Source organism: Hydrogenophaga sp., from assembly GCF_030656115.1.
In the GTDB taxonomy this organism is placed as follows: Bacteria; Pseudomonadota; Gammaproteobacteria; order Burkholderiales; family Burkholderiaceae_C; genus Hydrogenophaga.
In genome coordinates this window covers 1-9,627 of sequence record NZ_JAUSOO010000149.1, presented here as the reverse complement: position 1 = coordinate 9,627, position 9,627 = coordinate 1, and the positions used below count along the sequence as shown (strand labels likewise).

Below are 9,627 nucleotides of genomic sequence, written 5' to 3'. Positions count from 1 at the left end.
GCGACAGCAGGGTGTCGCCGAAGCCGTTTTCCACGGAGTCGATGGCGACCGACACAAAGTCGCCCACCTGGACTTCGAGTTCGCCCAGATCGTTCTTGAATTCAGCCAGGGGCACATAGGCTTCCGACTTCAGGCCAGCGTTGACCACCACGTGGCTGTGCTCAATGCGCACAACTTCAGCGGTGATGACTTCGCCCGAGCGCATTTCAGCGCGTTTCAAGGACTCTTCGAACAGGGCGGCAAAAGATTCAGACATTGAATTTCCTAAAACCACTCAGGCGTCGGGATGCAGCACAGCCTTGCGGCGGTTCGCATGGAGATCGACGGATGGGCGGCGTTGACGATGCGGTGCGCAGCACCGCGGGGTTAAGTGAAAGAACCATAAGGCCTGCGGGCTGGGAACGCCCGGCTGTGCCGTCTGGGCCATCAAGGGGTGTGTTTTCAGTTGCCTGAAAACACCGTTTTGCCTTGCCACCAGCTCAAAACCTGCTGCACCGATTGCTCGACGTTGAGTTGAGAGTTGTCCAGTAACAAGGCGTCTGCGGCGGGCTTGAGCGGTGCGTGTGCACGGGTTGAGTCCTGCAAATCGCGCCTTTCCAAGTCCGCCGAAAGGTCGTCGATGTTAGCAGCAATTCCTTTTGATATCAATTGCTTGTGCCGCCGCTCGGCGCGCTGCCCCGCACTGGCAGTGAGGTACACCTTCAGCGGCGCTTCGGGAAAGATCACCGTGCCCATGTCGCGGCCATCGGCCACCAGGCCTGGCAGCTGGCGAAAGCCGTGTTGCAGTGCGAGCAATGCCGCGCGCACTTCGGGCACGGCGGACACGCGCGAAGCGGCCATGCCTGCGGCCTCGGTGCGCACGGCATCGGTCACGTCATCGCCGTCCAGCAGTATGTGTTGCCCGATGAAGCGCACCTGCAGGCCCGCCGCCAGCGCGCCCAGGCGCTGTGCGTGGATGGGCTCGCGCAGATCGGCTTCAGCGGTGGAGCATCCAGCGCGCTCTGCCGCCAGGCCAACCAGCCGGTACAGGGCGCCCGAGTCCAGCAGGTGGTAACCCAGCCGCGTCGCCACTTCGGCCGAGAGCGTGCCTTTGCCGGAAGCGGTTGGTCCGTCCACGCAAATGACGGGAATGCACGCTGTCTCGGTATGGCAGACGCTGAACAAGGTTTCGAAATAGTCCGGGAAGGTTTTGCCGACACACTTGGGGTCTTCTATGCGCACCGGCAGCCCGGCCGGGTTAAAGGCCGCGAGCGAGAAGCACATGGCGACGCGGTGGTCGTCGTAGGTGTGAATGCTGGCCGCGCGCCAAGACGTGGGCGGGGTGATGCGGATGAAGTCGGTACCTTCTTCAACGGTGGCGCCGAGTTTGCGGCATTCGGTGGCCATGGCGGCAATGCGGTCGGTTTCCTTCACGCGCCAGCTGGCAATGTTGTGCAGGGTGGTGGTCCCATCGGCGTAAAGCGCCATCACGGCCAGCGTCATGGCCGCATCGGGGATGTGGTTGCAGTCCAGGTCGATGGCTTTGAGGGGCCAGGCGCCGCGCCGCACGCGCAGGGTGTTGGCGTCACCGGTGATCTGTGCACCCATGAGCCGGGCGGCTTCGACAAAGCGGATGTCGCCCTGGATCGACGCCAGGCCCACGCCTTCGATGGTGATCCCATCGGCGTCCGGTGAGGACGGTGCAATGGCGCCCAGCGCTATGAAGTAGCTGGCCGACGAGGCGTCGCCTTCCACCGGGATGCGGCCGGGCGAGGCGTAGCGGCTGCCCGCAGGAATGGTGAAGCGTTGCCAGCCATCCCGTTGCACCCGAACCCCAAATTTTTCCAGCAGATTCAGCGTGATTTCAATGTAGGGGCGTGAAATCAGCTCACCCACCACATCGATCACGATGGGCTGTTGCTGGGCCACCAACGGCAGAGCCAACAAAAGAGCTGTAAGGAATTGGCTGGACACGTCGCCGCGTACCTGGATGGGCTGGTCGAGCGTGAGCCTGTGCGGCACACCATTGCCCAGCTTGAGCGGCGGGTAGCCTTCGGTGCCCAGGCATTCGATGGGGCAGCCCAGCTGGCGCAGCGCGTCCACCAGATCGCCAATGGGCCGCTCGTGCATGCGCGCGATGCCGCTGAGCTCAAAAGCGCCGCCGTGCACCGAAGCCAGCAGCGCCAGCGCTGCCGTCAAAGGGCGCATGGCGGTGCCGGCGTTGCCCAAAAAGAGTGGGGCTTCGCGCACAGCCAGTTGCCCACCCAGGCCGTGCACACGCAGGACGCCATCGGGTTGGTGCTCCAGGCGGCAACCCAACTGGGCCAGCGCTGCCAGCATCACCTGGGTATCGTCGGAGTCGAGCAGATCAACAATGTCGGTGTGGCCTACGCTGAGCGCAGCGAGCAGCAGTACCCGGTTGGAAATGCTTTTGGAGCCTGGCAGCTGGACCGTTCCGCCCGCGCTGGCGAGCGGTGGAATGTCGAGGTGATGGGTGGAGAACATGCGGAAATGGATGAGGGTAACGCTGATCGAGCGTTCAGCTTTGGGGCTTGATGGCGGTCATGCGCCATTTGGCACGCGTGCTGCTGGCTTGGTGGATCAGGGCTTCTAGGGCGTCCGGGTTGCCTGAAGCAATGGCCACTTCCAGTGTGTGCAGGGCGCGCTGAAAATGCTTTGATTGCGCGAGCAATTCTTCCCGATTGGACACCAAGATATCGCGCCAGACACTGGGATCGCTGGCCGCGATGCGGGTGAAATCGCGAAACCCCGGCCCTGCGAGCGACAAAAACTCGTCAGCCTGAGCTTGCCCCTTGACGGCATTCATGAGGGCAAAAGCGATCAGGTGTGGCAGGTGGCTGACCGCTGCATAGGCTGCATCGTGGGCCTCTGGCGACATTTGCTTGACGTGGCACCCCAGTGCGGTCCAGACGGCTTGCGCTTTGTTGAGCTGCACCGTGAGCGTGCGCTCAATCGGGGTCAGGATGACCTGGCGGCCGGTGTAGAGGTCGGCGTCGGCGTGCTCAACCCCTGCGAGTTCTTTGCCTGTGATGGGGTGGGCGGGCACAAACATGCCGACCTGATCGCGAAGCACCCGGCGTGCCGCATCAATGACCTCCCGTTTGGTCGATCCCACGTCCATGACCAGTGTGTTGCCGCGCACCAAATGGCGAATGGCTTTGAAGGTGGCTTCGGTGGCTGCAACCGGTACGGCCAGCAGCACCAAGTCGGCCCCTGATACGGCCAGCAAGGCCGATGGAGCTTCCACGTCAATCACGCCCATTTGCCGGGCGCGCTCGGTGGTGGATGGCGACTTGCTGTAACCCACCACGCGTTTCACCAGTCCGGCGCGTTTAAGCGCGAGTGCGAACGAGCCACCCATCAGGCCGCAGCCGATCAGGCCGAGTTGTTCAAACATAAAATTTCATCCAGAGTGCCATGGTGGTGCTCCAAGTTGCATGGGCTACCGCAGGGAGCGGTGCACTTGGGTTGATAACGGTGCGCCAGTTCATTCGTTCACCGGATAGGCGCCCAGCACCTTGTAAAAAGCGCAGAGGCTCTTGAGTTCTTCAAGGGCCGCAGCTACATGTGGCTGCGAAGGATGTCCAGCCAAGTCAATATAAAAATAGTATTCCCACTGCCCCGACTTGGCAGGCCGAGATTCGAACCGCGTCATGGACACGCCGTTGTTTTTCAGGGGAACCAATAGATCGTGCACGGCACCTGGACGGTTGGGCACCGACACCACCAGGCTGGTGCAGTCTTTGCCCGAAGCCGGTGGCGTGGCCAGGGTTTGCGGCAAACAGATCACCGCAAAACGGGTGCGGTTGTAGGCCTCGTCCTGGATGGCGTGGTGCACGATGTGCAGGCCAAACTGACTGGCCGCGCGTTCGCTGGCCAAGGCCGCCCAAGTTGGGTTGGTGGCGGCCAGGCGCGCGCCTTCGGCATTGCTGGACACCGCACGGCGCTCGGCCAACGGCAGGTGTTGGCTCAACCAGCCCTGGCACTGTGCCAAAGCCTGCGGGTGCGCCATGACCACTTGAATCCCGGCGTCCGAATTGGTTTGGCATAACAGGTTGTGGCGAATCAGCAGGCTGACTTCACCCACCACGTGCACCGGTGAGCGCAAGAACAGGTCGAGCGAGCGCGCCACCACGCCTTCGGTTGAGTTCTCCATGCCGACGACGCCGTACTGCGCGGTGCCCGCTGCGGTGGCGTGAAACACTTCGTCAAAGTTGGCGCAGTAAATCAGGTTGGCTGCACTGCCAAAAAACTCAATGGCCGCTTGTTCGCAAAAGGTACCCTGGGGCCCCAAAACCGCCACGCGCTGGGGCGCTTCGAGGGCCAGGCAGGCCGACATGATTTCGCGCCAGATCGACGCCACATGCTCGTTTTTCAGCGGCCCCGTGTTGGCTTGGGTGATCTTGTCGATGACCTGGGCCACGCGGTCTGGGCGGAAAAAAGGCGAGCCTTCGGCCCGTTTGATTTCGCCCACCTGTTCGGCCACATGGGCGCGCTGGTTGAGCAGGCTGAGCAGTTGTTTGTCGATCGAGTCGATCTGTACCCGAAGGCCCGCCAGGGCTTCGGACTGAATGGGTTGTTGGCTCATGGTCCTGGGTGCGGCTGAGACCTGAATCAGGCCTGTGTTTGTTCAAATTCGCGCATGTATGTCACCAGTGCCTGCACGCCCGCGAGCGGCATGGCGTTGTAGAGACTGGCACGCATGCCGCCCACCGACTTGTGGCCCTTGAGCTGCAACAGGCCACGCGCCTGGGCTCCAGCCAGGAAAGCATCGTTTCGGGTCTCGTCGCGGAGGAAGAATGGAATGTTCATGCGTGAGCGGCAGTCTTTGGCCACCTTGTTCAGGTACAGCTGCGAATGGTCGATGAAGTCGTACAGCAGGGCCGCTTTCGCCATGTTGCGCCGCTCCATGGCGGCCACCCCGCTCAGGCTGCCTTCGCGTTGGCGTTTGAGCCACTGAAAGGTGAGTCCTGCCATGTAAATGGCGTAGGTGGGCGGCGTGTTGTACATCGAGCCGTTGTCGGCCACGGTCTTGTAGTCGAATGCGCTGGGGCAGATGGACAGCGCATGGCCCAACAGGTCTTCGCGCACCACCACCAGCGTGAGGCCGGCTGGCCCCAGGTTTTTCTGCGCACCGCCAAAGGCCAGGCCCACGCGCGACCAGTCCACGCTGCGCGAGGCCACGTGTGAAGAAAAGTCGATCACCAGCGGCGCGTCACTGCCCAGGGCTTTCAGGTCGGGCAGCTCATGGGTTTCCACGCCGTGGATGGTTTCGTTGCTGCACAGATGCACATAGTGCGCGTCCGAGCTCAGTTGCCATGCACTGGGGGCGGGCAGGGTGGTGTGGGCGTCTGCTTCGTTGCTGGCGGCCAGGTGCGGCTGACTGTATTTGCGCGCCTCTTTGAACGATTTCTGGCTCCAGCTGCCGGTCACTACAAAGTCCACCACGCCCCCGCGCGACAGGTTCAGCGGCACGATGGCATTTTCAGCCAGACCACCGCCCTGCATGAACAGGATACGGAAGTGTGCGGGCACCGCCAGCAGTTCGCGCAGGTCGGCTTCGGCTTGCGCGATGATGGACATGAACTCCTTGCCTCGGTGGCTCATTTCCATCACGCCCATGCCACTGCCTTGCCAGTCCATCATGTCGGCGGCTGCCTGTTGCAGTACCTCAGCGGGCATGGCGGCTGGGCCGGCAGAAAAATTGTAGGGGCGGTTCATAGTGAAAAAACAAGTGCTTAGCCCTACCAGTTGGGCGGCCAAGGGGTGCAGAGGGCACCGCGCGAGGCGGAGTTGAAGCCGCCACACGGTGGATTCATCAAACGGATGGCGTTCCTTTGGGCTCGTTGCCCTCGATGTCATCAGCCACGTCAATGCTGTCGATCGTGGCGTTGGCATCGTTTTCCACGATGCGTTGAAGGCCCGAAAGTTCGGCCCCCTCGTCCATCGAAATCAGGGTCACGCCTTGCGTGGCTCGACCCATTTCACGGATCTCGCTCACCCGCGTACGCACCAACACACCTTTGTCCGTGATCAGCATGATTTCGTCGTCGGTGTGCACCAGTGTGGCTGCCACCACTTTGCCATTGCGCTCGCTTTGCTGGATGGCGATCATGCCTTTGGTGCCACGGCCATGGCGGGTGTATTCCGCAATCGGGGTGCGCTTGCCGTAGCCGTTGATGGTGGCCGTCAGAACGCTCAATCGGGCGGCTTCGTGGGCAACACCTTCAGAGGCTTCGTCGCGCTCGGCCACGAGCATGGCGATCACATTTTGGCTTTCTTCGATCAGCATGCCGCGCACCCCGCGGGCGTTGCGGCCCATGGGGCGCACATCGTTTTCATCGAAGCGCACCGCCTTGCCACCGTCGCTGAACAGCATCACATCGTGCTGTCCATCGGTCAGCGCGGCGCCAATCAGGTAGTCGCCTTCGTCCAAGTCCACGGCAATGATGCCGGCTTTGCGTGGGTTGCTGAATTCGTTGAGCGCGGTTTTCTTCACCGTACCCATGCTGGTGGCCATGAATACAAAGCGGTCTTCAGGGAAGCTGCGCGCCGCGCCTGTGAGCGGCAACACCACGTTGATTTTCTCGCCTTCCTGCAGCGGAAACATGTTCACAATGGGGCGACCGCGCGACCCACGCGAACCGGCGGGCACTTCCCACACCTTGAGCCAGTACAACCGGCCCCGGTTGGAAAAACACAGAATGTAGTCGTGCGTGTTGGCGATGAAGAGCTGGTCGATCCAGTCGTCTTCTTTGGTGGCCGTGGCCTGCTTGCCGCGCCCGCCACGCTTTTGCGAGCGGTATTCGCTCAAAGGCTGGCTCTTGATGTAACCACTGTGGCTCAGCGTGACCACCATGTCGGTGGGCGTGATCAGGTCTTCCGTGCTCAGGTCTTGCGCGCTGTGCTCAATCTCGCTGCGGCGCGCCCCCAGTTTGGTCTGGCCAAACTCCATTTTCACTTCGGTCAGCTCATCGCCAATGATGGTTGACACGCGCTCGGGTTTGGCCAGAATGTCCAGCAGGTCGTCGATGACGCCCATGACCTCCTTGTACTCGGCCACGATCTTGTCCTGCTCCAGACCGGTCAAGCGTTGCAGGCGCATTTGCAGGATCTCTTGCGCCTGCGTTTCTGACAGCCTGTACAGGCCATCGCCGCCCATGCCGAATTCTTTTTCCAGGCCATCCGGGCGGTAGTCGTCGGCGTTGATCACGCCGCCGTCCTGGCGGGTGCGGGTCAGCATTTCGCGCACCAACTGACTGTCCCAGCTTCGGGTCATCAACTCGGCCTTGGCCACCGGCGGCGTGGGACTCTCACGGATGATTTTGATGAATTCGTCGATATTGGCCAGCGCCACAGCCAGGCCTTCCAGCACATGGCCGCGTTCGCGGGCCTTGCGCAGATTGAACACAGTGCGGCGCGTTACCACTTCGCGGCGGTGCTCCAGGAACACCTGGATCAGCTCCCTTAAATTGCACAGACGCGGTTGCCCGTCAATCAGCGCCACCATGTTGATGCCGAACGTGTCCTGCAGCTGGGTTTGCTTGTACAGGTTGTTCAGCACCACCTCGGGTACTTCGCCGCGTTTGAGCTCAATCACCAGACGCATGCCGGATTTGTCCGACTCGTCCTGAATGTGGCTGATGCCTTCAATTTTCTTCTCGTGTACCAGCTCGGCAATGCGTTCCTGCAGTGTCTTTTTGTTGACCTGGTAGGGCAGCTCGTCCACGATGATTGACTGGCGCTGGCCCTTGTCAATGTCTTCAAAATGGCATTTGGCGCGCATGACCACGCGACCGCGGCCGGTGCGGTAGCCGTCCTTGACCCCGTTGATGCCGTAAATGATGCCGGCTGTAGGGAAGTCAGGCGCCGGGATGATCTCCATCAGATCGTCGATCGTCGCCTCCGGATTTTTGAGCATGTGCAGGCAGGCGTCCACCACCTCATTGAGGTTGTGTGGCGGAATGTTGGTTGCCATACCCACAGCGATACCTGACGACCCGTTGACCAACAAATTGGGTAGACGCGATGGCAGTACCAGCGGCTCTTTTTCTGAGCCGTCGTAGTTGGGCCCGAAGTTAACGGTTTCTTTGTCGATATCCGCGAGCATTTCGTGCGCGATCTTCGACAGGCGAATTTCCGTGTAGCGCATGGCAGCCGCGTTGTCGCCGTCCACCGAGCCGAAGTTGCCCTGGCCGTCCACCAGCATGTGACGCAGCGAAAAGTCTTGCGCCATGCGAACGATGGTGTCGTACACCGCGCTGTCGCCGTGTGGATGGTATTTACCAATCACGTCGCCCACGATACGGGCCGACTTTTTGTACGGACGGTTCCAATCGTTGTTCAGCTCGTGCATGGCAAACAGCACCCGCCGGTGCACGGGCTTCAAGCCGTCGCGTGCATCGGGCAGGGCACGCCCCACGATCACGCTCATGGCGTAATCGAGGTAGCTGCGACGCATCTCTTCTTCAAGACTGATGGGCAGTGTCTCTTTGGCAAACTGTGTCATTAACGTGTGCAGGTGTCCAAGTTGGGGCCAAAAGGCAGCCGATCATTTTAGTGGTGTCCAGATGCCACCTGAAATTTTGCTGTTTGTGGTGCATCAACAACGAATTTTGTCTTCAAGCGAAAACAGCTTACAAAGGGGCTCGGCGCGAATGGCATGCCGTTCGCCGGCTTGTGGCACAATAAATTCCAGCGTTTTGAGTGATGGTCACTCGCAGCGTCAACGATTTACGCAGTCTGTCTGCGGTTTACCTAGAGGAATACCATGAAAAAATTGAACAAAGTGGCAATGCTGATTGCAACCGCCGCCATGGCAACGGCCGCTGGCGCCCAGACCATTGATAACTGGCGCGCAGCAGACGGTACTGTTTGGAAGAACGGCACCAATGAACTTTGCTGGCGCGATGCCAACTGGACGCCTGCTACGGCAGCTGCAACCTGTGACGGCGCCATCGTGCCCAAGGCTGCTGCACCCGCTCCGGCACCTGCTCCGGCGCCAGCTCCCGCTGCTGCACCAGCTCCCGCACCTGCTCCGGCGCCAGCTCCCGCACCAGCGCCAGCTCCAGTGGCCAAGCCCGCTGCAGCAAAAGTGACGTATGCAGCTGACGCTTTCTTTGACTTCGATAAGGCTGTGCTGAAGCCAGAAGGCAAAGCCAAGCTGGACGATCTGGCTGGCAAAGTGGGTGGCATCAACCTGGAAGTCGTGATTGCTGTGGGTCACACCGACTCCACCGGCGCTGCGGGCTACAACCAGGCTCTGTCGAACCGCCGTGCTGAAGCCGTCAAGGCTTACTTGGTGAGCAAGGGCATCGAAAGCAACCGTATCTACACCGAAGGCAAGGGCCTGACCCAGCCGGTGGCTGACAACAGCACCCGTGAAGGCCGCGCCAAGAACCGCCGCGTTGAAGTTGAAGTTGTCGGCACCCGCGCCAACTGATTGACTCTTCGCCCAGGCGAAAAAAAACCGCGCTACGGCGCGGTTTTTTTTATGTGCGCCCAGCATGGGCGCACTCCTGCGGGTGCAAGTCCCGCCGCAAGTTGACCAAGACGAGCGAAGCGAAGCGCAACCGCATGAGGGCGACCGAGTGTGGGAAGGAAGCGTGGAGCGCAAATCATGAGCCG

7 protein-coding genes are annotated in these 9,627 nt (G+C 61.1%); 1 reads left to right on the top strand and 6 read right to left on the bottom strand.

Translation table 11 applies throughout. The features are described 5' to 3' along the window. The 6 genes from Q7J58_RS19760 to gyrA form a co-directional block, all read right to left on the bottom strand. Window positions 1-256: S1 RNA-binding domain-containing protein (locus Q7J58_RS19760; RefSeq protein ID WP_304831421.1), on the bottom strand; the 256-nt coding region annotated here is incomplete at its 3' end. Between the two features lie 185 nt (window positions 257-441). Beyond that, window positions 442-2,484, bottom strand: coding sequence for a bifunctional 3-phosphoshikimate 1-carboxyvinyltransferase/cytidylate kinase (locus Q7J58_RS19755; protein WP_304831419.1), 2,043 nt, complete (start codon window positions 2,482-2,484; stop codon window positions 442-444). Window positions 2,485-2,518: 34 nt separating this feature from the next. Beyond that, the gene (locus Q7J58_RS19750; RefSeq protein ID WP_304831418.1) at window positions 2,519-3,397 is read right to left on the bottom strand and encodes a prephenate dehydrogenase/arogenate dehydrogenase family protein; all 879 of its coding nucleotides are present in this window, start codon (window positions 3,395-3,397) and stop codon (window positions 2,519-2,521) included. A gap of 90 nt (window positions 3,398-3,487) precedes the next feature. Next, window positions 3,488-4,588, bottom strand: coding sequence for a prephenate dehydratase (gene pheA / locus Q7J58_RS19745; protein ID WP_304831417.1), 1,101 nt, complete (start codon window positions 4,586-4,588; stop codon window positions 3,488-3,490). A gap of 26 nt (window positions 4,589-4,614) precedes the next feature. Further along, window positions 4,615-5,721: a 3-phosphoserine/phosphohydroxythreonine transaminase gene (serC, locus tag Q7J58_RS19740; RefSeq protein WP_304831415.1), complete on the bottom strand. Its 1,107-nt coding sequence runs from the start codon at window positions 5,719-5,721 to the stop codon at window positions 4,615-4,617. A gap of 97 nt (window positions 5,722-5,818) precedes the next feature. Next, window positions 5,819-8,509 (bottom strand): DNA gyrase subunit A, encoded by a 2,691-nt coding sequence (gene gyrA / locus Q7J58_RS19735; RefSeq protein ID WP_304831414.1) that lies wholly within the window; start codon window positions 8,507-8,509, stop codon window positions 5,819-5,821. Between the two features lie 261 nt (window positions 8,510-8,770). Here gyrA and Q7J58_RS19730 point away from each other — a divergent pair, with 261 nt between their 5' ends. Beyond that, on the top strand, window positions 8,771-9,442 hold the full coding sequence (locus tag Q7J58_RS19730) for an OmpA family protein (RefSeq protein WP_304831413.1): 672 nt from the start codon (window positions 8,771-8,773) through the stop codon (window positions 9,440-9,442). Window positions 9,443-9,627 lie beyond the last annotated feature (185 nt).